Source organism: Kitasatospora sp. NPDC050463 (genome assembly GCF_040655255.1).
Taxonomy (GTDB): domain Bacteria; phylum Actinomycetota; class Actinomycetes; order Streptomycetales; family Streptomycetaceae; genus Kitasatospora.
Window position 1 is genome coordinate 37019 of record NZ_JBFAJO010000032.1, and the last position, 20489, is coordinate 57507.

19 protein-coding genes are annotated in these 20489 nt (G+C 74.6%); 4 read left to right on the top strand and 15 right to left on the bottom strand.

Going from position 1 to position 20489, the window contains the following annotated elements; genetic code table 11:
• Nucleotides 1-53 precede the first annotated feature (53 nt).
• The 9 genes from AB0J08_RS21000 to AB0J08_RS21040 form a co-directional block, all read right to left on the bottom strand.
• Nucleotides 54-923, bottom strand: a complete 870-nt coding sequence (locus AB0J08_RS21000; protein ID WP_360636084.1) for an SDR family NAD(P)-dependent oxidoreductase — start codon at nucleotides 921-923, stop codon at nucleotides 54-56.
• Nucleotides 920-2269, bottom strand: a complete 1350-nt coding sequence (locus tag AB0J08_RS21005; RefSeq protein ID WP_360636087.1) for an MFS transporter — start codon at nucleotides 2267-2269, stop codon at nucleotides 920-922. The genes AB0J08_RS21000 and AB0J08_RS21005 overlap by 4 nt, the downstream gene beginning before the upstream one ends.
• Complete coding sequence (locus AB0J08_RS21010) at nucleotides 2266-3498, bottom strand: AMP-binding protein (protein WP_360636090.1); 1233 nt, start codon at nucleotides 3496-3498, stop codon at nucleotides 2266-2268. Before AB0J08_RS21010 ends, AB0J08_RS21005 begins: the two co-directional genes overlap by 4 nt.
• Nucleotides 3495-4577 (bottom strand): hypothetical protein, encoded by a 1083-nt coding sequence (locus AB0J08_RS21015; RefSeq protein ID WP_360636093.1) that lies wholly within the window; start codon nucleotides 4575-4577, stop codon nucleotides 3495-3497. The genes AB0J08_RS21010 and AB0J08_RS21015 overlap by 4 nt, the downstream gene beginning before the upstream one ends.
• Nucleotides 4574-5992 (bottom strand): lysine 2,3-aminomutase, encoded by a 1419-nt coding sequence (locus AB0J08_RS21020; protein ID WP_360636096.1) that lies wholly within the window; start codon nucleotides 5990-5992, stop codon nucleotides 4574-4576. Before AB0J08_RS21020 ends, AB0J08_RS21015 begins: the two co-directional genes overlap by 4 nt.
• Before the next feature lie 6 nt (nucleotides 5993-5998).
• Nucleotides 5999-7705 carry a class I adenylate-forming enzyme family protein gene (locus tag AB0J08_RS21025; protein ID WP_360636099.1) on the bottom strand — a complete coding sequence of 569 codons (1707 nt, stop codon included), beginning with the start codon at nucleotides 7703-7705 and terminating at the stop codon, nucleotides 5999-6001.
• Nucleotides 7706-7900: 195 nt separating this feature from the next.
• Nucleotides 7901-9208, bottom strand: coding sequence for an FAD-dependent oxidoreductase (locus AB0J08_RS21030; protein ID WP_360636102.1), 1308 nt, complete (start codon nucleotides 9206-9208; stop codon nucleotides 7901-7903).
• Between the two features lie 95 nt (nucleotides 9209-9303).
• On the bottom strand, nucleotides 9304-9618 hold the full coding sequence (locus tag AB0J08_RS21035; RefSeq protein WP_360636105.1) for an acyl carrier protein: 315 nt from the start codon (nucleotides 9616-9618) through the stop codon (nucleotides 9304-9306).
• Nucleotides 9615-11276: an AMP-binding protein gene (locus tag AB0J08_RS21040; RefSeq protein ID WP_360636273.1), complete on the bottom strand. Its 1662-nt coding sequence runs from the start codon at nucleotides 11274-11276 to the stop codon at nucleotides 9615-9617. Before AB0J08_RS21040 ends, AB0J08_RS21035 begins: the two co-directional genes overlap by 4 nt.
• A gap of 475 nt (nucleotides 11277-11751) precedes the next feature.
• On the opposite strand from AB0J08_RS21040, the gene AB0J08_RS21045 reads away from it, so the two are divergent.
• From AB0J08_RS21045 to AB0J08_RS21055, 3 genes are all read left to right on the top strand, one after another.
• Nucleotides 11752-12180 carry a hypothetical protein gene (locus AB0J08_RS21045; RefSeq protein ID WP_360636108.1) on the top strand — a complete coding sequence of 143 codons (429 nt, stop codon included), beginning with the start codon at nucleotides 11752-11754 and terminating at the stop codon, nucleotides 12178-12180.
• 350 nt (nucleotides 12181-12530) lie between these two features.
• Complete coding sequence (locus AB0J08_RS21050) at nucleotides 12531-12863, top strand: metalloregulator ArsR/SmtB family transcription factor (RefSeq protein WP_360636111.1); 333 nt, start codon at nucleotides 12531-12533, stop codon at nucleotides 12861-12863.
• Nucleotides 12860-13585 carry a DUF2071 domain-containing protein gene (locus AB0J08_RS21055; RefSeq protein WP_360636114.1) on the top strand — a complete coding sequence of 242 codons (726 nt, stop codon included), beginning with the start codon at nucleotides 12860-12862 and terminating at the stop codon, nucleotides 13583-13585. The genes AB0J08_RS21050 and AB0J08_RS21055 overlap by 4 nt, the downstream gene beginning before the upstream one ends.
• A gap of 171 nt (nucleotides 13586-13756) precedes the next feature.
• Here AB0J08_RS21055 and AB0J08_RS21060 read toward each other — a convergent pair whose 3' ends face one another.
• A complete protein-coding gene (locus tag AB0J08_RS21060; protein WP_360636117.1) occupies nucleotides 13757-14680 on the bottom strand; it encodes an alpha/beta hydrolase in 924 nt (307 codons plus the stop codon).
• Between the two features lie 344 nt (nucleotides 14681-15024).
• Between AB0J08_RS21060 and AB0J08_RS21065 the strand changes: the two genes are divergently transcribed.
• Complete coding sequence (locus AB0J08_RS21065; RefSeq protein ID WP_360636120.1) at nucleotides 15025-15231, top strand: hypothetical protein; 207 nt, start codon at nucleotides 15025-15027, stop codon at nucleotides 15229-15231.
• Between the two features lie 243 nt (nucleotides 15232-15474).
• Here the strand turns inward: AB0J08_RS21065 and AB0J08_RS21070 are convergent, their stop codons facing one another.
• The 5 genes from AB0J08_RS21070 to AB0J08_RS21090 all read right to left on the bottom strand — a co-directional run bounded on the left by AB0J08_RS21070 (nucleotide 15475) and on the right by AB0J08_RS21090 (nucleotide 20133).
• Nucleotides 15475-16821 carry a HAMP domain-containing sensor histidine kinase gene (locus AB0J08_RS21070; protein ID WP_360636123.1) on the bottom strand — a complete coding sequence of 449 codons (1347 nt, stop codon included), beginning with the start codon at nucleotides 16819-16821 and terminating at the stop codon, nucleotides 15475-15477.
• A complete protein-coding gene (locus tag AB0J08_RS21075) occupies nucleotides 16818-17654 on the bottom strand; it encodes a response regulator (protein ID WP_360636126.1) in 837 nt (278 codons plus the stop codon). The genes AB0J08_RS21070 and AB0J08_RS21075 overlap by 4 nt, the downstream gene beginning before the upstream one ends.
• The gene (locus AB0J08_RS21080) at nucleotides 17651-18517 is read right to left on the bottom strand and encodes a hypothetical protein (RefSeq protein WP_360636129.1); all 867 of its coding nucleotides are present in this window, start codon (nucleotides 18515-18517) and stop codon (nucleotides 17651-17653) included. Before AB0J08_RS21080 ends, AB0J08_RS21075 begins: the two co-directional genes overlap by 4 nt.
• A gap of 178 nt (nucleotides 18518-18695) precedes the next feature.
• The gene (locus AB0J08_RS21085) at nucleotides 18696-19589 is read right to left on the bottom strand and encodes a class F sortase (protein ID WP_360636132.1); all 894 of its coding nucleotides are present in this window, start codon (nucleotides 19587-19589) and stop codon (nucleotides 18696-18698) included.
• Nucleotides 19576-20133, bottom strand: a complete 558-nt coding sequence (locus tag AB0J08_RS21090; protein ID WP_360636135.1) for a hypothetical protein — start codon at nucleotides 20131-20133, stop codon at nucleotides 19576-19578. Before AB0J08_RS21090 ends, AB0J08_RS21085 begins: the two co-directional genes overlap by 14 nt.
• Nucleotides 20134-20489: the final 356 nt, after the last annotated feature.

Genomic DNA, 20489 nt, shown 5'->3' on the forward strand with positions numbered 1-20489 from the left:
GTCGGTCGTGCGGTGATGGGCGTCGATTCCGTTCCTGTTCCGTGGAGTTCGGCTCAGGAGAGGTCCGGGCGCCCGATCCAGGTGTGGGCGAGCGTCTGGACGGTCGAGCCGTCCCGGTCGGCCAGCTTCCGGTCCAGGTACGCGGCGGCCCACCGGTTGGTGGGGACGCGGAAGGGCGGCCGCTCGGCGAGCAGCGTCCGGACGACGACCTCGGCCACCTCCTGGGCCGGTTGACCGGCCGTCTCCCAGCCCTGGACGCCGATCCGGTCGAGGTAGTCGGCGAAGGTGTCCGCGTACGGTCCGGAGGCGGCCCGGATGGTCGAGCGGTCGATGTCCGGGAAGACGCCGAACGAGGTGTCCGGGACGAAGCCCGGCACGACGACCGACACCCGGACGCCGTGCGCCGCGGCGACCGGGGCCAGGCTCTCCATGAACCCCTCGACGGCGAACTTCGCCGCGCAGTACGCCTCGTTGAACGGCTGGCCGACGACCCCGTGCACGCTGCCGATCGTCACCAGGCGCCCGCGGGCGGCCCGCAGCAGCGGCATCGCGGCCCGGCTGACCGCGACGACGCCGAAGAAGTTCACCTCGACAGTGGCCCGCAGCGCGGCCATGGTCGACATCTCCATGGTGGGATCGGAGTTAGAGACGCCGGCGTTGTTGACCACCGCGTCCAGCCGCCCGTACGCGCCTCGTACGCCGTCGAGGCAGGCGGCGACGGAGCCGGCGTCGGTCACGTCGAGGGGGCGGACGTCCACCCTGACGCCCGCGCGGTCCGCGGCCTCGCGCAGGGCGTCGGCCCGGCCGGGCTCGCGCATGGTCGCCACCGTCGTGAAGCCGGCCCGGGCCGCGGTGACCGCCACGGCCAGCCCGATGCCGGAGGACGCCCCGGTCACCAGCACGACACCCCGGTCCGGCGTCATGAGGCGCTCTCCGCCGGGGCTCCGGCGACCGGTTCGCCCGGGGCCGACGGGGCTCCGGCGACCGGCTCGCCCGTCGCCGGCTCGCCGCCGTCCGACCGTGCCCAGTCCCGCTCGGCGGTGTCGAGCAGCGGCTGGATCCCCAGCGCCGGCAGGAAGGAGAGCGCCGCCAGCAGGGTGCCGCCGGCCATCACCGTACGTGCCGCGTCCAGGATCCCCAGCGGCTCGGTCAGCAGCGAGACGGCCAGGCCGCCGACCAGGGCGGCGAGCGGGATCACTCCCCAGGTGACGGTTCGGAAGGCGGCGTGCATCACGCCCTGGTTCCGCTCCGGCATCCGGGACTGCCGGGTGGGGGCGCTGCAGACGTTGATGCACGACATGAAGAAGCCGTAGCAGCCCATCGTGACGGCGATCACCGGCCCGGCCGGCAGCGCGGGCGCGGCGAGCACGCCGAGCCCGACCAGGCAGTGCAGCAGCAGCGCCCAGGCCAGCGTCCTTCCCAGGCCCAGCCGTTCACTGATCCTCGGGGCGACCACCGCGCCGGTCAGCGCACCCACCGCGGCGACCGACATGGCCGCACCGAAGGCGCCGACCGAGACGTCGAGGCCCCGGTAGGCGAGCACGGGCAGGACGGTGACGAAGACCGGTCCGCCGCAGTTGAGCGTCACCGCGGCGACCACCACGCGCCGCAGCACCGGGTCGGCCCAGTTGAGGCGGAACCCCGCCGTCAGCCGCTCCCGGACGGACCCGGCGGCGATCGTCCGCTCGCCCCAGGGCCGCATGCGGCGGAAGCAGGCGGCGGAGACCAGGTAGCTGGCCGCGTCGACGAGCAGGGCGGCGACGCCCAGCGCGCTGTAGAGGCCGGCCGCGATCGAGGGCCCGGCCACCTCGGACACCGAGCCGCTGCCCTCCAGTCGGGAGTAGGCCCGGACGAGTCCGTCCTTCGGCGCGACGGCCGGGACGGCGACGAGATAGCCGACGTTGAAGAAGATCGTCGCGCCGCTGATCACCGCCACGCAGCCCACCAGCAGTGGCGTGGACAACCGGTCCTGCCAGTACGCCAGCGGGATGGCGGCCACGGCCAGCAGCCGGACGAGGTCGCAGACCAGCATCGTCCGGCGCTTGTCCCAGCGGTCGACCAGGACCCCGGCGACCGGGCCGAGCAGCGGGATGCCCAGGTACTGGGCCATCGCCACGACGCCGACCTGGAGGGCGCTCGCGTGCAGCACGAAGATCATCAGGGTCGGGACGACGAACACGGTGACCCGGTCGCCGACGGTGCTGACCGTCTGGCCGGCCCAGAACAGGTTGAACCCCCGCCCGAGGGAGACGGGTCGTCGAAGCTTCACGACCCCTCCCGGACGACGAGGCCGGCGGTCTTGCCGGTCCGGTCGTTGCTGATCAGTTCGTCGACCGGGCGTACCCGGAAGGACTCCGGGTCGTGCTGGAAGGCGGTGCTGAGCGTGAAGGTCGCGGACAGCAGGTCCCGGCGCAGCCGCTCGACGTCCGCAGGGCCGTCCGGGCCCGTGAGCAGCAGCAACTCGACCGTCGCGGCCCGGCCGCGCTGCTCGGTGATCAGGACCTGGGCCCGGTTCACCCCCGGCTCGCGCTCGGCCCGCGCGATGAGCTCGTCCACGTGCAGCCCGAGCCCGCGCACCTGCACCACGCTGTCCCGCCGGCCCAGCACCCGCATCGCGGGCCCCGGCCGGCCGCACGGGCAGGCCAGCAGCGTGCCGGCGTCTCCCGTTCGGTAGCGCAGCACCGGGTTGAGCATGTCCGGGTTGAGCGTGGTGAAGTCCAGCAGGTCCTCCGCGCCGACGTGCACCAGTTGCTCGGGCAGCGGGTGGAAGGTGTCGGCCGGACAGTCCGGGGTGTTGGTCCCGACCACCCAGGTCTCCGTGCTGCCGAACATGCCCCAGCGGCGGGCCCGCGGCGCGACCGCGGCGAGGTCCGCCGCCAGCTGGGGTTGCCAGGCCTCGCCGAGCCAGAGCACCTTGCGCAGGGCCGGCAGCTGAAGTCCGGCGGCCCGGGCGTGGGCGAACCAGAGCCGGAGCACGCTCGGGGTCCCGCCGATCGCGGTGACCCCGGCTGCGGCGAAGAACGTCAGCCAGTCGGCGTACTCGTCCGTGGTGACCGAGCCCACCGCGAGGATCCGGCACCCGGAGAGGTCGGCCAGCGCGGCGGCCAGGAAGTGTGCGCCCCACATCCGGCCGGCGCCCCAGGCGTTGACGAAGACGTCGTCGTGGTCCAGCGGCTGCCACTGCGCGTGCACCCCCGTCATGTAGAAGCCGGTGGGGGCGTGGCCGACCTTGGGTGCTCCGGTGCTGCCGCCGCTCTGGAAGAGCCAGGTCGCGCCGGCGCCCCGCTCGGCCCGGGGTTCCAGATGGGCCAGGGCGGTGTTGAGAGCGTCCTTGTCCAGCGGCGGGAGCGCGGCGAGGTCGTCGAGCGAGCGGGGCGCGCCGCAGTCCGCGTAGCGGCGCGCCAACTCCGGTACGCTCCGCAGCCGTTCGAACGTGCGCCGGGCAACGTGCAGCTGCGGCCCCGCCGTTGCCGCGGGCAGCGAGAACAAGTCCGTCATCGTGTCCGGTGCTCCGTTTCCGAGGGGGACGTGGCGGGGGCGCCGCCGTCGGCGAGCCACCTGGCGTGGGCGTCCCGGTACGCGGTGAACCGGGCGCGGGTGACGTCCCGTTGGAGCGTGCGCTGCGGGTCGTCCAGGTCCGGGGCGATCACCCCGTCCGGTTCGAGCTCGGAGAACCAGAACCGCTCCCCGTCGAAGAGGAAGTCGACGCAGAAGAAAGGAATCGGCAGCCGCTCGGCGAACCAGGCTGTGGCAGCCGCGAGTTCGGCCGGAACCGGGGGGAACTCCATGGCGCCGCCCCGGCTGGCGTTGGCCACCGGCGAGCCCGGCTCCGGGATCCGCTTCATCACGGCGTACGGTTCGCCGGCGACGACGTACACCCGGTAGTCGACCGTCCCGTCGCCGAGGTAGGGCTGGACCACGAGCGTGGTGTCCCCGCCCTGCGCCAGGCTGGCCAGGCCCCGGAGGTCCTCGGCGCCGCGCGCCAGGTTGATCCCGCCGCCGCCGCACCACCCGGCCGGTTTCACGATGGCCGGGTACGTCATGTTGCCCAGCGCCACCTCGTACTGGTGCTTGGCGATGTCGCGGCCGGTGCCGATCCGGACCGACGGGATCGGCGGGACGGGGGAGCCGGCGAGGTGCAGCAGGGTGGCCAGCTTGTCGTTGCCGATGAGCGACATCTGCGGGGGGAAGGGCAGGTAGAAGCCGGCCTGTTCGAGCACGGCGTAGAGCGCGTACTGGTTGAAGACGTCCATCGACTGGTAGGGGAGCGAGTAGAGCGCGGTGACGAAGAGGGTGTCCTGCGGCGAGACCGGTTCGTCGTCCACGTAGACCACCGGCCGCCCGCGGACGGTGCCGTCGACCGTGACCGCCTCGGGGGCGTGCCTGGTCCAGCTCATCCCCAGGCTCTCGGCGACCTCCTCGTAGAGGTCCCAGAAGAAGGGGTGCCAGATCGCCGCCATCCTGGTCGACTCCCGGTCGGGGAAGATCCAGCACATCCGGCGCAGCGGTCCGCCGCCGCCCGCGGGGAGGTCCGCGGGGAGGTCGGCGGGGCCGGCCGTCGTACAGGGTGGGGTCACGGCGAGTCCTTCCGAGGGGGTGGGGACGCGGGGCCGCCGGGCTGCTCCGACCACCAGCGGCGGCCGGGCTCCGGGAGGGTGTCCACCGGGTCGTAGAACAGGTGGCGCCGGCCGAGCACGGTGTCCAGGTCGGCGCCGCCGCTCTCGCGGGCCTCCGGTGCGGTGCGGTAGTCCTTCGTCCAGGAGGAGATGCCGCGTTCGCGGTCGTAGGCCACCGCCTGGTGCACCCAGCGCTTGCCGACCTGGGGGACGTCGCAGACGATCCGCGGGGTGGCGTAGCCGGGCAGGTAACCCATGATCGCCTCCTGCAGCCGCTGGGCCTGGTGCACGGGTGTGCGCCAGTGCTCGGCGCCGGGGATCATGTCGCAGAGGTAGAAGTAGTAGGGGAGGATGTTCGCCTCGCCCTGGAGCGCGAAGCAGAGGTCCAGGAGGTCCTCCGGGGTGGCGTTGACGCCGCGCAGCAGCACGCCCTGGTTGCGGACGTCCCGGACCCCCGCGTCCAGCAGCGCCCGCGCCGCCTCGGCGACCAGGGGCGTCACCGACTGCACGTGGTTGGCGTGGGTGTGCACGGCGAGACTGACCGAGCGGCGGGCCGCGACGGCGGCCACCCGGCCCAGCCCCTCGACGATCCGGCGCTGGAGCCAGTGCTGCGGCAGGCCGACAACCGCCTTGCTGGCCAGCCGGATGTCGCGCACCGACTCCAGCTCCAGCAGCCGCAGCAGGAACGTCTCCAGCTGCGGCCAGGGCACGTTGGCGAGGTCGCCCCCGGAGACCACCACGTCACGCACCGACGGGGTCCGCTTGAGGTGGTCGAGGATCTGCTCCTGCCGGTCCACCGGTCGCAGCGCCAGCCTGGTCTTGGTGACCTGGGGCGTGGAGTTGCCGACCAGGTCCATCCTGGTGCAGTGGCCGCAGTACTGCGGGCAGGTCGCGGTCAACTCGGCCAGCACCTTGGTGGGATAGCGGTGGGTGAGGCCCTCCACCACCCACATCTCGGCCTCGTGCAACGAGTCGCGCTCGGCCTTGGGGTGGCTCGGCCACCGCGGGTGGCGGTCCGCGCGCACGGGCAGCATGTAGCGGCGGACCGGATCGGCCAGGAACGCCTCGGTGAAGGCCGCCGGCCCGGTTGCTGCGTGCGGCGCCATGGTGTTCAGCATCTGCGGCGGCAGCAGCATCGACATGGTGGCGAACTGCTGCTGGTCGGCGGCGAGTTCGGCGAAGAACCGGTCGGTGAGCAGTGCTTCGGTGACGGCCCGCAGCTGCCGGGGGTTGCGCACGCAGTGCGCCCGCTGCCACTGGGCGTCCCGCCACTGGGCCGTGGTGACGTGGCGCCAGCCCGGCAGCCGGCGCCAGTCGGGCTCGGCGAGCGGAGTCCGGACGTACTGGTACGGCTGCCGGGTCGGGTGGGGGTCCATCGGGTGCTACTGGCCGGTGAAGAGGGTGGCGAAGCGGGTGCGCAGCTCGCGCTTGAGCACCTTGCCGGTCGGCCCGAGCGGGAAGTCCTCCGGTGTGCGGGCGATGCTCACCGCGGCGAGCGCGGACAGTCCGGCGCCGGCCAGCGCCTTGTTGGCGGCCTCCCGGACCTCCTCGGCGGTCGGGTCGCCGGCGTGGGCCTGCAACCGGACGACGGCGAGGGGCCGTTGGCCCTCGCCGGGCGCCCCGGGCACCCCGATCACCGAGCAGTCCTGGACGAGGTCGCCGCAGTCGGCCAGCAGGACCTCCTCGATCGGCAGGCTGTAGACGGGGCCGTCCAGGGTGTCGATGACGTCCACCGTCCGGTCGAGGTGGTAGAAGTTGCCCTCGGTGTCGCGGCGGGCCACGTCACCGGTGAGCCAGTAGCCGGCCAGCTCGAAGGTGGCGGTGAGCCGGCGGTCGTTCCAGTAGCCCGGAGTCCGGGACGGGCTGACGACGCCGAGCAACCCCACGGTGCCGTCCGGGAGTTCCTCGCCGTCCTCGCTCAGCACCGCGGCCCGCCGGACGACGTCCAGCGGCTTGCCGACGCAGCGGTCGTCACGGGTGCTCTCCGGTGTCGTCACCTGGCCGAACAGTGCCATGCCCATTTCGGACGAGCCCAGGCCGTCGATGAACTGCGAACCGGGCAGGTCGGGTTGCTCGTCCTGCTGCTGCGGCAGCAGCCAGGGTCTGATCAGCCCGGCCGGCCGCCGGCCGAGCCGTACCAGCCGCCGGATGTGCCCGTAGTGAGCGCTGTCACCGGTGTTGAACCAGGAATGCACCTCGGCCGCGCCCCGGGTCGGCGGTTCGCCGGTGGCCAGCTCGACGAAGGTGCGCGGGAAGGAGGCCACCATGGTCGGCCGGAAGGCCTCCATCACCGGCTCCACGGCGGCGCGCCGCCAGTCGGACATCACCACCGTCGGCAGGCCGAGCAGGGTGGCGGTGAGGAAGTAGCTGAGACCGCCCGCGTGGGTGTGCGGCATCATCGACATCAGCCGGTCGGACGGCTCCGCGGGGAAGCGCACCATCCGCGGCTGCTTGCCGTCCCAGAACTGACGGTGCGCCAGAATCGTGGACTTCGGCGTCCCGGTGGTGCCGGAGGAGTGGATCAGGGCGACCACGTCGTCGTCGGCGTGCCGGTACGGGTAGTCGTCGGGGAGCCGGGCCGCCGATGCGTCGAAGGCCTGGATCTCGGCCGCCATCGCGATGAACCGGGGGCGGTGCCGCGGGTCCTCGCGGTAGGCCGAGGCGAGCCGGGTGGGGTCGTCCGCGACGATGCCGACCACACCCACGTGGTTGAGGTAGCGGACCATGACGTCGTGCCGCATGGCGTCGTTGACCAGGGCGGGGACGGCGCCGAGGGCGGTGAGCGCCAGGAAGTGCAGCAGCGGCTCCAGCCCCTCGCCGACGACGACGCCGACCGGCTCGCCGGGGCGCACGCCGTTGGCCCGGTACCAGGTCGCGTAGCGGTCGCGCAGCGCGGCGAGGTCGAGCAGGCTGTGGCCGCGCAGGACGACGGCGCCGCGGTGGTCGGTGTGGTGGCTGTAGGCGAACGGGACCGCGCGGTTCGGGTTGACCGCGAGGGCGTGGTCAAGGAAGTTGCCTGCGCCCAGGGCGGGTTCGGTCATCAGCCGCTCTCTGGCGGCGAGGGGCGCGATGGGACTCCGGTCGCTCATGGCGGTCTCCTGAGGGGGTGGCCCGGCGGGGTTCTTGTGGAACCGGGCAGGGCTTGGGGCGGGGACGGCGGTACGGGTGGATCGGTGTGCGGTGTGCGGTGTGCGGTGTGCGGTGTGCGGTGTGCGGTGTGCGAGAGGACCGGTGGCTCGGGGTGCGGCGGCCCGGCCGGGGCGGGCCCGTCGGTGGTGCCGGGGTCAGCCCCGGGCGAGGATCTCGGCGACGACCCGGTGGCCGGAGCGGACGGCGCCCTCCATCAGCCCGAAGTACTCGGTGCTCGTCTCGGTGCCGGCCCAGTGCACCCGCCGGTGCGGTGCGGTCAGTGTCGGGCCGTGCCGCAGCCAGTCGCCGGGCCCCCGGAGTGCTGCGTAACAGCCCTGGCTGTACTGCTCGTTGACCCAGTCGGTGATGTGCAGGCCGGTCGGTGGGGGGAGCATCGGGAACACCCGCGCGGCCTGCTCGACCACGGCCGCGCGCCGGCGTCCCGGGTCGAGCGCGCCGAACCGCCGGGCCTCGCGCCCCGTGACGAAGCCGGTCAGGACGCCGACCCCGCCCTCGGCCGGCGAGTCGTCCACCGTCGACAGCAGAGGGCCCTCGGCGTTCACGGACCAGCCCGAGAGCCCGTGCTCGCGCCAGAGCGGCTCGGGGTAGACCAGGGTCGCCTTGACGGCGCAGCCGCGGGCCGTCCGGTCGCCGGCCCGGCGCACCGGCAGCCACGGTCGGTACTCGACGGTATCGGCCAGCAGCGGCGGCAGCGCCATCACCGCGACGTCCGCCCGGTACGCGCCGGCCGTCGAGTGGACGGTGACCCCGTCGTCGTCCTGGTGGACCGCCCGGACGGCCTCGCCGAGCCGCACCCGCGCGCCCAGCCGCCCGGCCAGCCGTTCGCACACCTGGTGGGCGCCGCCGGCGATCCGGTCCTGCTGGGCGCCGCCCTCGAAGGCGTTGAGATAGCGGAGGCCGCCGCCGGAGCGGAGGTAGAACGCCATGTGCAGGACGGAGATGTCGGCCGGGTCGGCGGCCATCATCTCGCCGAGGAAGAGCGGGAAGAAGAGCCGGGCGTCCGGGTGGGTCAGCGTCTGCTCGGCCCAGTCGGCGGCGGTGAGGGTGTCCAGCCGGGCGGCGTCCGGGGTGAGCCACGGCGCGTCGGGCCGGACGGCCGCGGTGAGCTCGTCCAGCAGCTCGAAGAGGTCGCCGAGGGCCACGGCGTTCAGCGGTGGGAACCGGCCGTCCCGGGTGGTGCCCTCGGGGCCGAGGACGAACCGGCTGGCGCCGTGCATCGCGGTCGGCGTGGTGTCGAGCCCCAGTTCCTCGACGAGGGAGAGGAGTTCGGTGTGGCGCTCGCCCAGGTAGGCGGCTCCGGCGTCGACCTGACGGCCGGGTGCGACCAGCAGCCCGTGGGTGCGGCCGCCGACCCGCGTGCGGGCCTCCAGCACGGTGACGTCGATGCCCCGGGCGGCCAGCCCGGTCGCGGCGGTGAGCCCGGCGAGCCCGGCCCCGACCACGACGGCGGTGCTGACGCGGCCGGCCCGGGCTGCCGCGGGTGTTCCCGATGCCGTGGCGCAGGGGTCGGGGGGCGCCGTGGAATGGTCCGGGCCGGTCATCTGCCCGCCGCGATCTTCTCGGCGAGCGCCCGGGGGGTCGGCGCGAGCAGGAAGTCGTCGAAGGACAGCTCCACGCCGTGGTCACGGGCGATCGCGCTGAGCACCCGGGTGGCGATCAGCGAATCGCCGCCGAGCCGGAAGAAGTCGGAGTCAGCCGCGACCTCCGGGGTCTCCAGCACCCGGCGGAAGACTGCCACCAGGCTGTCGGTCGCGGCGCCCGACGGGACGGGGTGGGCGGCGGAGGGGATGGGGCCGGACGGGTCGGGGCCGGACGGGACGGGGTGGGCGGCGGAGGTGGTGTCAACGCTCAACGAGGGTCTCCTTCGACCTGGTCATGGGCTGCGTGCCGCCGGTGCGAGCCGGCTCGGTCGACCTTTCCGCTCGCGGTGAGCACCAGTGCGGGGACGACGGTGATCCGGCTGGGCACGAGGTGCTCGGGGACCCTTCCGCGCAGGTACGTCAGGACGTCGGTGTCCAGTGCCTCGGCCTCCGCGCCCGCCCGCGCCACCACGTAGGCGACCAGGGCGGACCGGCCGGCGAGCGTCACCGCGGCCACGGCCGCCGCGTGCACCCCGGGGTGGCCCGCGATGTGTGCCTCGACCTCGGCCGGATCGACCCGGACGCCCCGGACCTTGGTCTCGCCGTCCAGCCGGCCCCGGTGGGTGAGGAGGCCGTCCGGCGAGCTGCTCACGAGGTCGCCGGTGCGGAAGCAGCGCTTGCCGTCGACGACGGCGAACCTGGCGGCGGTGGCCTCGGGCAGACCGAGGTAGCCCAGCGCGACCGATGGTCCTCCGATCAGCAACTCGCCTGCTTCGCTGATGAGTTGGACGACATGGGGGAGGGCTCGGCCGATCGGGGCTCGAACGCCGCCGGGCCGGTCCCAGCCGGTCGGGGGCGCCTGCGGGCCGTGCAGGTCGACGGCGTGGGTGATCAGGGTGGTCTCGGTGCAGCCGTAGGTGTTGATCAGGCGGATCCGCCCGGTGTCCAGCGCGGCCCAGTCGGCCAGCCGGGCCGCGCTCGCCGGCTCGCCGCCGATCACCAGGACCCGGACGCAGCCGGGCAGGGGTGTCCGGTCCTCGGCGAGGTGGAGTACCAGTTCGTGCCAGAAGGCGGTGGGCAGGTCGAGGACGGTGATCCGCTCGCGCTCGACCATCCGCAGGAAGCGGGGGAACGACCCGCTGTGCGCCGCGTCGTCGAAGACCAGGGCGGCGCCCGTGGCGAGCGTCGGCAGGATCTCCTCGAAACAGGTGTCCCAGTTGAGGGAGGCGAACTGCAGCACGCGGTCCTCGGGTGTCAGGCCGAACAGCTCGCGCAGCGCGGGCACCACGGCCGTCAGGGCCCGACGGGGAGTGAGTACGGGTTTCGGCTGCCCGGTGGAGCCGGAGGTGAAGAGAACGTAGGCCGGATCCTCGGCGTCGCAGCCGTTCCGGCCGAGGACCGGGGACCCCGGTTGCCGAGGAGTGGCTGACGGGGGGTCGGCCGTGGCATCCGGTGATTCGGGCGGGCCGCTCCGGGCGCTTGTCGCCGGATTCGCGGCGAATTCCGGCAGGGGGGTCGGCGGGACGCATTCCAGGCCGAGCCGGTGTGCCGATGCGGCATCGGCCGCGACCATTGTGCGGCACTCCACCACTGAGAGCATCGCCCGTAACCGCTGCTCCGGGAATGCCGGATCGGCGGGGCAGTAGACCCCTCCGGCAGCGAGGACGCCGAGCAGCCCGACGACCGTTTCCGGATGGTGGCCCGCCTGCACGGCGACCACGCCCGGACTGGTCCCCAGGCGCCTGGCCAGGTCGTTCGCCGCCGCGTGCAGCCGGTCGTAACTCAGGGCCCGCCCGTGCCGGACAATCGCCGGACGTTCCGGAAAGCGAGAGACGGCTTCCGTGAACGCGTCAAGTAAGTCGGAAGTAACTCCAGTGGTGCCGTTGTCGTGTGACATGCCCGCCCCAAATGAATGGCCGCAAGCGCTCATTCGCGCTCGGCGGACCGGGACTCTACCTTCGAACTTGCGGTGCCACAATGGATGTTGAGGATATTGCGGCGCGATGGTGTGGCTGAATGGTGAACGGGTACCGCGCTGCCGAAGAATGTCCGCCGCGGCCGGATTGACATCGGTGGCGGTGGGAAAGAATGGCGCCGAGCCATGCCCGGTGAACGGCGGCCGGCCCTTGGTGCCCGGTGCCGGCGGAGCCGCACCGGCTGCCGGTGTGACCGCCGCAGCGCGCGCGGCGGTCACACCGGCAGCGGTCCTTTCCGGGAGGGTGGGGAGGACGGGGAGGTCCGGCGGTCCGGTCGGCGGTCGCGCTGCCGCCCGAGGGCCGGTGCTGACCGGTTCCTGCCACGGTCGGCCGACGGAGGCCTGACCTCGCGCCCGCGGGGCAGACGAACGCGCGAGACGAACCGGGCGCCGACCGTACCCGGTCGTCGATCACGAGGGAGGAACCGCCGTGAGTGATCCCCTGAAGCCCTCACTGTCCGTTGCCGAACTGTCCTCGGGAGCCGCGGAGTTGCTCACCGCCGCCGTGCACAGCGGTGCCCCCGGGGGAGTACCCGGCCTGGTGCTCCCCGTGGACGCGGCGGAGGCCGTGGCGGCGCTGGCCGGTGTGACCGCGCGACTGCCCGAACTCCTCGACCAGCTGGCCTCCTTCCTCAGCAGCGAACAGGCGGCGGGGCGCATCGGCCCGGCCCGGGGCGAAGGGCTCGACGGCGAGCGGGCCCATGACGCCCTGCGGGCCGCGCGCGATGCGAGGGAGCACCTCTACGAGGCGGCCCGGACCGCGGCGATCGTCGCGGAGGCGGTGACTGCGGCCGCGACCGTCCTGGCCCCGCTCGGCCCGGCCCGCGCGCCGGGCCGCCCGGCCGAACCGCACGCCTGAGGCCGCCCGGAGCCGAGCTCGGCGGGCGGGCGGGCGGGCGGACAGGCGGACAGGCGCGCGGGCGGCGGGCGGCGGACGGCGACGGTCTTCGACGGCACGGGCCGTGGCCGCTGCGCGGCCGAACCGCAGGGGATGCCGCGCGCGGATCGGAGGGGCTGCCGGACTCCAACTCCTGACGGTGCGGAGGGCCGAGGCGCCGGGGATCGCGGCGCCTGGGCCCGGTGGGCGGAGCGCTGGGCCGTGACCCGGGCCGGGGCGGCGATCGGAGCGACCGGCTCGGCAGTGTCGTGATCGCCCCGATCCTCGGTCGCCACTTGTTAGGCACTTAGCCAAGATGCTAAATATGGCGTGTGACAGACACCCAAGGTGAGTCGGGACTCTTCCGTGCGCTCGCCGACCCGACGAGGCGCCAGATCCTGGAGGACCTCCGGGCCGGCGAACTCGCGGCCGGTGAGATCGCGGGCCGGTTCGCGATCAGCGCACCCTCGATCTCCCGCCATCTCGGCGTGCTCAAGGGCGCCGGGCTGGTCACCGAACGCCGTGACGGCAACCGGATCCTCTACTCACTGGTGCAGGAGCGTCTGGCGATCGGCGTCGGCCGCTTCCTCAGCGCCGTCTGCCCCGAACAGATCGTGCTGCGCCACACCGCCTGGCGCCCCGCCGGACAGCAGGAGGACTCATGAGACAGCCACGGCTCTCCAGCGTCGTCGAACGGCGGCTGCTGGTGAACTACCGGGTCGACCCGGACATCGCGCGGCGTCTGCTCCCCGCGCCGCTGCGGCCGCAGCTCGTCCGTGGCCACGCGGTCGCCGGCGTCTGCCTGCTGCGGCTGGGGCGCGTGCGGCCGACCGGGCTGCCCGGGGCGTTCGGGCTGCGGAGCGAGAACGCGGCGCACCGGATCGCCGTGGAGTGGGACGGCCCGGACGGCGTCGAGACCGGCGTCTACATCCCCCGGCGGGACACCGGGTCGCGGGTCACCGCCTGGGCCGGCGGCCGGCTCTTCCCCGGTGAGCACGGTCGCGCCGACTTCGACGTCCGGGAGACACCCGACCGTCTGCACGTCGCCTACGCGACGCGGGACGGCGAAGCCCGTGTCGAGGTCACCGTCGACCTGGCCGACGAACTGCGGGGCAGCGGCCTCTTCGCCGACCTCGCCGAGGCCTCCCGTTTCTTCCGGGAGGGGGCCAAGGGCTACTCGGCCACCGGGGCCGGCCGCCACCTGGACGGGATGCAACTGCACAGCACCGCCTGGCACGTGGAGGCCGGCTTGATCAGCTCTGCCACGTCCTCCTTCTTCGACGACCCGGACCGCTTTCCGCCGGGGAGTGCCACCCTGGACTGCGCCCTGGTGATGCGGAACGTCCCCGTCGGCTGGCGCCCGCTCCCGGCCCTGGCCGTCGCCTGAGCCCGGTGATCCGCAGGCCCGCCGACCTGGCGGCCGGAGGGCGCGGGGCGGATGCCCGCGCCCTCCGGTGGTTCGGGTGGTCGGCGGGGAGGGGCGGGCCGGCGGCCGCCCCGGCCCCACGACAGGCGGGCTCCCGCGCTCCCGGCCTCCCGGCTTCCCGCGGTGGGCGCGCTACTTCTGGGTGCGGGCGAGGAAGTCGTCGATCAGCGGGGCGATGGCGGGCAACAGCTCCTCCAGCGCGAAGTGCCCGGTGTCCAGCACGTGGAGCTCGGCCTCCGGTACGTCGCGCAGGAAGGCGCGGGCGCCGGGCTCGGTGAAGAACGCGTCGTTGCGGCCCCAGAGGACGAGCGTGGGCGGCCGGTGGGTGCGCAGCCACTCCTGCCAGGCGGGGTAGTGGGCGACGTTGCTGTGGTAGTCGAGGGCGAGTTCGACCTGGATGTCCTTGCGGCCGGGCAGGTCGAGGAAGTGCTGGTCGAGCGTCCAGCCGTCCGGGGAGACCAGCTCCGGGTCGCCGGTGCCGCCCTCGTACTGGCCGCGGGTCATCTCCAGGGTGAGGATCGCGCGGGCGCGCTCGGCGGCGCCCTCGACGCCGTGCCGGTTGGCGATGAACTCCCGGGCCAGGTCGGAGAGTCCGTCCTCGTAGGCGTTGCCGTTCTGGACCACCAGGCCGGTGATCCACTCGGGGTGGCGGGTGGCCAGCCGCAGGCCGACCGGGGCGCCGAAGTCGAAGACGTAGAGCGCGAACCGGTCGAGGGCGAGGGCCTGGCAGAAGCCCTCCACGACGTCGGCCAACGTGTCGAAGCGGTAGCTGAAGTCGCCGGGCGCGGGGCTGTCGCTGTGCCCGAAGCCGGGGTAGTCGGGGGCGATCAGGCGGTAGCGGGAGCCGAGCGCGTCGAACAGGCGGCGGAACTGGTGCGAGGCGGAGGGGAATCCGTGCAGCAGCAGGAGAACGGGTGCGTCCGCCGGGCCGGTCTCCCGGTAGAAGATCCGCAGGCCGTCGACCTCGGCGAAGCGGTGCCTGATCTGCGGGAGCTCCGGTACGGCGGCCGGGCCGTGCCCGGGGGTGGGAAGTGCGGTTGCGGATGATGCTGCCATGACGGTAATCCCCCTGAAGTGGACCCGGGTCGGGTTGATCCGATCCTGGCAGGACGCCGGCGACGAGCACAACGGGAGTTCGGCTCCTCCCGGGGACCGGAAGGACGGGCGGCGGGTCGCCGGTGGCCGGCCCCCGACCCGACTGGGCCGTTCGCCCGTCCTCCTCACCCGCCCGGGGCATGTCTGTCACCCGTTCGTACCGCTCGGGTGGCAAATCGGGCGGACGCCCCGCGTTCGTGTACAAACGTTTGCCGGGTGCCCCTCACCGGGCGTCTCCGGGGCCCGTTCCGGGCCCGGCCCGGCCACGAGGGCGGGTTGAGAGCAGATGGCCTGGAAGGCGTGAGATGTCCGTTCGTGGAAACCTTGGCAAGTTCGCCGTCACCGCGGTTCTGGCGGCCGCGGCCGTAGTCGCCGTGCCGACCGTGGCGCTGGCGCACGGCGAGAGCCCGCAGCCTTCGTCGCAGTCCGGTCTTTCGTCGGGCCAGGCCTCGGTCGGTCTCTTCGGCCCGAAGCTCGCCTGGCTGGAGGCGTTCAGCAAGAGCAACGGCTGACCGACGGCTTCCCGACTCCCGGGCACCTCGACCGCGCCGAGCGGCCGGGGTGCCCGGTGTCGTGTCCGCCGGTCGGCGGATCCCGCGGTAGGGGGAACCGCGGTGCGCGGCCTGCCCGTTGTCATGCCGAGGAGCGCCGAGTAGCGGGGTGCTCCACCGGCACCACCTCGCCACCGGCGGCCGCCCATGCCGCCACCGCTGGCCGGCCGGCGCCGAACGCCGTGCGACGGGACCCGTCGGCGCCTAGGGGTGCGCGCCGTCCGGCAGGCCGAGACCGTCGGAGGCGTCGTCGGCGCACTCGGCGTCGGTGTGCTCGGCGTCGGTGCCGGGCGGGAGGACGAGGGTCGCCACCGCGCCGCCGTCCGGGTGGTTGGCGAAGGTCAGTTCCGCGCCGATCACCCGGGCGTGGCCCTCGGCGATGGTGAGGCCGAGACCGTGCCCGCGCCCGCGCTCGCGCACGCTGGTGCGAAAGCGCTGCGGGCCGTGCTGCAGCAGGTCGTCGGGATAGCCGGGGCCGTGGTCGCGGACGGTGATCCGCAGCCCGTCCACGCTCAGCAGGACCGGGCCGTGGCCGTGGCGGTCGGCGTTGACCAGCAGGTTGGCCAGGATCCGGTCCAGCCGGCGCAGGTCGGTCCGCACCACCGGTCCACCGGCGCCGGCCTCGGGACGGCCGCCCGGCCCGGTCAGCCGGCCGGTCGGGGCGTCGCCCCCGGCCCGCACGGACAGGGTGACGGTCAGGCCGGTGATCCCGACCGTCCGCCGGACGGCCCGGTCGAGCGGCACGGCCGACAGGTACGGCGTCTCCGCGTCCGCGTCCAGCCGGGAGACCTCCAGCAGGTCCTCCACCAGGGAGCGCAGCGCCTGGACGCGGTTGCGGACCAGTTGGGTGGGCCGCCCGGGCGGGAGCAGTTCGGCGGCCGTGACCAGCCCGGTGAGCGGGGTGCGCAGCTCGTGGGCGACGTCCGCGGTGAACCGCTGCTCGTTCTCCAGCCGGCGGTGCAGCGCCTGGGACATCGAGTCGACGGCGGCGGCGAGGTCGGCGACCTCGTCCCGGCCGTCGCCCAGCTCGCCGATCCGGGTGTCCGTCCGTCCGGCGGCGATCTCGCGGGCGGCCGTCGCGGCGGTGCGCAGCCTGCGGCTGATCCGGTCGGCGACCAGCACGCCGGCCAGGACGGTGGTGAAGACCGAGGCGGTGACGGCGATCAGGATGATCCGGTCGAGGTCGGCGATGGCACTGCGGTCCGCGGTGAAGTCCACCCGGACGGAGAGCACCGCGCCCTCGACGGGCCCGGCCGCCCACATCGCCTCGCCCTGCGGCCCGGTGGCCAGGACGGAACCCTGGCGGCCCTGCGCCGCGAGCGCGCGCAGCCGGGACGGCAGCGCCGGGTCGTCGAGCGCGGAGCCCTGGCGGGCGACCTCGCCACTGCGGCCGTAGGAGGCGAGGGCGGAGTCGAGCGCGCCGAGTGCCGACCGGCGGGCCTGGTCGACGTGCTGGCGCACCATCGCCTGGTGGACCAGCAGGCCGACGCTCAGCGCGACCAGGACGGAGATGGCGGCGACGGCGGTGGCGATCTGGCGGCGCAGGGTCATGCCGGGCGCCGCAGCTTGTAGCCGAAGCCGCGCACGGTCTCGATCCGGCCGGAGCCGATCTTGGCGCGCAGCCGCTGGACATGGACGTCGACCACCCGGGTGTCGGCGCCCCAGTCGTAGTCCCAGACCCGTTCGAGGAGAACGGAGCGTTCCAGCACGGTGCCGGGCGCGGCGGTGAACTCCAGCAGCAGCCGCAGTTCGGTCGGGGTGAGCGGAACGAGGCGGCCGTCCACCCGGACCTCCATGCTGTCGGTGTCCACCTCCAGGCCGTCGATGGCGCGCACCGCGCGGGCGGCCGGCGTCGGCCCGGGCTCCGCCGCCGTGGCCACCACCGGCCCCCCGGCGCCCGCGGCCAGCGTGCCGGTGGGTGCGGTCGGTGCGGTCGGTGCGCCGGTGGTGGGGCTGGGCGCGGTCGGTGCGCCGGTGGTGGTCGCCTCGGTGGCCGGCACCACCCGGACCCGGCGCAGCACCGTACGGATCCGGGCCACCAGCACCGCGCTCTCGAACGGTTTGACGACGTAGTCGTCCGCACCGGCCTCCAGCCCCGACACGACGTCGACGGGATCGGTGCGCGCCGACATCATCAGGATCGGCAGCTGGCTCTCCTCGCGGATGCGCCGGCAGAGGCCGACGCCGTCGAGGAGCGGCAGCATCACGTCGAGCAGGATCAGGTCGGGTCGGGCGGTGTGGAACGCCTCCAGTCCCTCCAGCCCGTCGGCGGCCGTGCTGACGGGGAACCCGTAGCGTTCCAGGGCCATCCGGGTGGCCTCACGGATCACCTCGTCGTCCTCGACGATCAGTATGTGCGGGTGGGTGGGGGCGGCGGCGGTCATGGCCTCGGTTCCGGGATCGCGGTCGGGGTCGCCGCGGTCGGGGCCGCCGCGGGAGGACGGGGGACGGACTGCGGTTCGCCGGTGCGACGGGGCGTGACGGCCTCGGTCGGCGGCGAGACGGCGGGTTTGGCCGGGGCCGGTCCGGAGCTCGGCCGGGCGGTGATCGTCGGATCGGCGGTCGCGGCGACGCCCTGACCGGGCTCCGCGATCGGTCCGATGGCCTGGACCCGCTGCTCCAGCAGGGAGAGCCGGGCGCCGTCCCAGCGGTAGTGGCTGCTCTTGCGGGACAACACGGTGCTCTGCTCGTGCAGCCAGAGGTCGCCGGCGACGGTCTCGGCGCTGAAGCCCGTCAGCACGGCCACCCGCAGGACGGGCACCACCCCGCCGCCGCCGAGGGTGTAGACGTGCAGGACCACCGAGCCGCCCGTGACGACCGCGGCGAGCAGCTCGGCGCGGCCGTCACCGGTGAGGTCGCGGAACTCGGGGCTGCGGACCTCGCAGTCCGGGCAGCCGGCCAGCGCGCGTCGCTCGTCCGCGGTCACGGCCGGGTCCTTGGCCAGGAGGCCGCGCAGGTCCACCGAGGTGAGGTCCGGGCCGGGGACGGCGACGTCCGGTACCGGCGTCGGTGGCGGCTCGGTGCGGCCGGCCGTCGCCGTGGCCGGGGAGGTCGGTGACGGGGCGGCGGCCAGGCCCGGCCAGAGCGGCTGCGGCACGGGTGGCGGCGTCACCGCCCGGGCCGCCCCGCCGTCCCGCAGCTCCCCGGGGGACGCGCACCCGGCCAGCGCCACGAGCAGGCCCAGGAGGGCGACGGCGGATCCGCGCGCCGCCGCCGGCCCTCGGCGGGGTGGGAGTGCTGCTGCCACGGTGCTCGTTCTCCTCCTGGTCTGCGGTGATGCGCCGCTCCGGCCACGGGTGGTAGGTCGCTCGAACGGTACCGGGTGGTTCCGCCGGAGCACCGGCCGGCTGCGCGCAACGCGCCCCGGCCGGGCGGGGCCGCCGTCACGTGTTGTGCGCGACGGCGACCCCGTTCAGCCGGTCCGTTCAGCCGGTCGGGCCGCCCGGGGCGACCAGGTCGGCCAGGACGATGATGTTGTCCGTCCAGTGCCCGTCCGCGCCGATCCGGCCCCCGCAGGTGATCAGCCGGAGCTCGGGGGCGGCCGTGTTGCCGTATACCGTCTCGGTCGGGAACCGGTCCTTGCCCGCCTGGAGCAGGGCGCGGACCTTGAACTCCACCGTGCTGCCGTCGGCTCGCTGCACGCGGACGAGGTCGCCCGGGCGGAGCTTCGGCAGCCCGGCGAAGACCGCCGGGCCGTGCGCGGTGTCGTAGTGCCCGATCAGGACGGCCGGTCCGGTCTCCCCGGGCGTGGGCCCGTTGCGGTACCAGCCGACCTCGCCGGCCCGGTCGGAGGACGGCACCTCGACCGTGCCGTCCGGGTTCAGCCCCAGCCCGGAGACCGGGGCGTCCACCCCGGCCGAAGGGATGAGCAGTCTGGTCGGCGCCGACGCGGCGAAGGGCCGCGCCGCCGGGGTGGCCGCCCCGGTGGCCGCAGCCGACCCGCCGGTCCGGTCGGCGGCCGGGGCGGCTGCCGAGCCGGCCGGGTCCGCGTGGTTCACGGACGGCTGGATGCGCACCACCGGGCTCTGCCCGCCGGACAGTGCCACCGAGGCGCCGAGGACGAGGCAGAGCACGCCACCGGCGCCGAGAGCGGCCCGGCGCACGCCGGCCGCCCCGGAGCCGACGGCCCGCAGCGGCCGTCGGCGGTCGGCGGTCGGCCGCGTCTCGTGGTCGGTTCCGGGCCCGGCTCCGGCCCGGCCGGGACCGTCGCCCGGCCCGCGTACGGCGTCGTACGCGGGCCGGACGACGGGGGACCCGGCGGGAGCGGCTGCCGCCGCCGAGCCGTCGCGGTGCCCGGAACCGGGATCAGCCGCGCGCACCGGACCGGCGGCGCAGCAGGGCGAAGCCGAGCGCACCCGCGCCGACGGCGGCCGCAGCGCTGCCGCCGATCAGCCTGGTGCCGGCGTCGTCGAGGGTGCCGCTGCCGTCTCCGGCCTGGGCGGCGCCCTGGGGCACGGTCGTGACCTGCGGGCCCTGGCTGGGCTGGGCGCCGTCGGCCGGCCTGACGACCGGGCCGCTGCTCGGGGTGGCGGTGGGCGTGGCGACGACCGGCCCGCGGCTCGGGGCGGCGGTGGGGGTGGCGACGGCCGGTGCCGCCTGGGGGGCCTTGGGGTCGCCGGGCCGTGCGGTGGACGTGGCGACGGCCGGTGCCGCCTGGGAGGGCCGTGCGGTGGGGGTGGCGACCGGTCCGGGCTGGTCGGGGTTGTCGACGGCCGGGGCGGTGGGCGACGGGGTGCGGACCCCGTCGGCCCAGGCCTGGCCACCGGAGACGGTGGCGAACAGGGCCGCGCCCGCTATGGTGCAGCCCGCCAGCGCTCGGCGGGCGGTCGAGTTGGTGGTGCGGGTGGAGCGGTGCTTCGACATACGGCGTCTCTCCTTGTTGCAGTACGCGGCCGGCCGGTGTGGGCGGCGCGTCCTGACCGACAGTAGGAGGGCCTTGTCGCGGTCCCCGGGAGGTCGTGTCACGGTCGCCCATCGGCTGGGTAACAGTCGGCCGTGACCGTTGCAGAGGCCGGCCCGGTGGCGGCTCACCGTCGACGATGGGCGGCGGCACCGGTGGGATGCCCCGCGTCACGGGGGCCGGCGCGGTGCTGCCCGATCCTGAAACGGGGCAACGCACCGGGCGGTCCGGTCGAGCGGGTCGGTCGAGCGCGCCCGGTCCGGCGCCCTCGCCGTTCGCGGAGAGGGCGCCGGACCGGGGTCTCCGGCCGGAGTTTCGG

Excerpts from the sequence above, each read along its gene's own strand:
- AB0J08_RS21000 (WP_360636084.1), bottom strand. The coding sequence starts at position 923 with ATGACGCCGGACCGGGGTGTCGTGCTGGTGACCGGGGCGTCCTCCGGC.
- AB0J08_RS21010 (WP_360636090.1), bottom strand. The coding sequence starts at position 3,498 with ATGACGGACTTGTTCTCGCTGCCCGCGGCAACGGCGGGGCCGCAGCTG.
- AB0J08_RS21020 (WP_360636096.1), bottom strand. The coding sequence starts at position 5,992 with ATGGACCCCCACCCGACCCGGCAGCCGTACCAGTACGTCCGGACTCCG.
- AB0J08_RS21025 (WP_360636099.1), bottom strand. The coding sequence starts at position 7,705 with ATGAGCGACCGGAGTCCCATCGCGCCCCTCGCCGCCAGAGAGCGGCTG.
- AB0J08_RS21040 (WP_360636273.1), bottom strand. The coding sequence starts at position 11,276 with ATGAGCGCTTGCGGCCATTCATTTGGGGCGGGCATGTCACACGACAAC.
- AB0J08_RS21055 (WP_360636114.1), top strand. The coding sequence starts at position 12,860 with ATGAGACAGCCACGGCTCTCCAGCGTCGTCGAACGGCGGCTGCTGGTG.
- AB0J08_RS21060 (WP_360636117.1), bottom strand. The coding sequence starts at position 14,680 with ATGGCAGCATCATCCGCAACCGCACTTCCCACCCCCGGGCACGGCCCG.
- AB0J08_RS21065 (WP_360636120.1), top strand. The coding sequence starts at position 15,025 with ATGTCCGTTCGTGGAAACCTTGGCAAGTTCGCCGTCACCGCGGTTCTG.
- AB0J08_RS21070 (WP_360636123.1), bottom strand. The coding sequence starts at position 16,821 with ATGACCCTGCGCCGCCAGATCGCCACCGCCGTCGCCGCCATCTCCGTC.
- AB0J08_RS21075 (WP_360636126.1), bottom strand. The coding sequence starts at position 17,654 with ATGACCGCCGCCGCCCCCACCCACCCGCACATACTGATCGTCGAGGAC.
- AB0J08_RS21090 (WP_360636135.1), bottom strand. The coding sequence starts at position 20,133 with ATGTCGAAGCACCGCTCCACCCGCACCACCAACTCGACCGCCCGCCGA.